Origin of the sequence: Caballeronia terrestris, assembly GCF_001544515.1 — a bacterium.
Taxonomy (GTDB): domain Bacteria; phylum Pseudomonadota; class Gammaproteobacteria; order Burkholderiales; family Burkholderiaceae; genus Caballeronia; species Caballeronia terrestris.
Genome location: NZ_FCOL02000438.1, coordinates 1 through 1251, shown reverse-complemented (window position 1 = coordinate 1251; position 1251 = coordinate 1). Strand labels below are relative to the sequence as shown.

Below are 1251 nucleotides of genomic sequence, written 5' to 3'. Positions count from 1 at the left end.
TCTCTGTCGGGCGGGCAGCGTCAGACCGTGGCGATCGCGCGTTCGCTGTTGCTCGATCCCAAGCTGATCATGCTCGACGAGCCGACGGCGGCGCTCGGCGTCGCCCAGACCGCCGAGGTGCTGAACCTGATCGAGCGGGTACGCGATCGCGGCCACGCGGTCATCATGATCAGCCACAACATGGAGGACGTGCGCGCCGTGGCGGACCGGATCGTGGTGCTGCGGCTCGGCCGCAACAACGGCGTCTTCTATCCGGACTCCTCGAATCAGGAGCTGGTGGCCGCCATTACCGGCGCCACGGAGAACGCGGTGTCTCGCCGCGCCGGCCGGCGCCAGGCTGAACAGGGCGTATAGACCAAGGAAAGATCATGAGCAATGAAATGCAAGGTGGCCAACCGCGCGATACGCAGGTCGCACCGCAAAAGTCGACGCTGCTCGATCGCAGCGATGTCCGCGTCAAGCACGCCGCCGGAGTCGGCGGGGCCGTCGGCGCCTTCGTCGAGCGGGTCAAATCGGGCGATCTGGGTTCGCTGCCGGTCATCGCGGGCCTCGTCATCATATGGACCGTGTTCACCAGCCTGAACCCGGTGTTCCTCTCGGCCAACAACCTAGTGAACCTGCTGTTCGACTGTTCGACGGTCGGAGTGATCTCGCTCGGCATCGTCTGCGTGCTGATGGTGGGACAGATCGACTTGTCGGTCGGCTCGATGAGCGGCTTCGCTTCGGCGCTGGTGGGCACGCTCTGGGTCAACTACGGCTGGCCGGTGCTGCTTGCCATCGTGGCGGCGATCGCCGTCGGCGCGGTGGTCGGTGCCCTCTACGCGCTGCTGCTGAACAAACTCGGCATGCCGAGCTTCGTCGCGACGCTGGCAGGGCTGCTCGCGATCCTCGGGATGCAGCTGTACGTCCTCGGCGCAACCGGATCGATCAACCTGCCGTACGGGTCGACGATGGTGAACCTCGGGCAGTTGATGGTCATTCCCGCCGTCGTTTCGTACCTCCTTGCGCTGGTGCCGGGCGCCGCGACCCTGCTGATCGGACTGCGCACGCGCGAGCGCCGCCGTGCGTCCAATCTCTCCGCGCCCTCGGTTGGCAGCCTGCTCATGCGCAGTCTGGCGATCACCGTGCTTCTGGAGATCGTCGTCGCCTATCTCAACCAGGGACGCGGCGTTCCGCTGATGTTCGGGCTCTTCCTCGGCCTCGCGGTCGCGATGGACTACGCGCTCAAGCGGACCCGCTGGGGCCGGTCGA

2 protein-coding genes are annotated in these 1251 nt (G+C 66.3%); both read left to right on the top strand.

Features of this window, described 5'->3' with window-relative positions:
* Positions 1 to 354, top strand: a 354-nt coding sequence (locus tag AWB67_RS38105; RefSeq protein ID WP_143746821.1) for an ATP-binding cassette domain-containing protein, incomplete at its 5' end; no start/stop codon positions are given.
* A 14-nt stretch (positions 355 to 368) separates the two neighbouring features.
* Positions 369 to 1251, top strand: an 883-nt coding sequence (locus AWB67_RS38100; RefSeq protein WP_087660885.1) for an ABC transporter permease subunit, incomplete at its 3' end; no start/stop codon positions are given.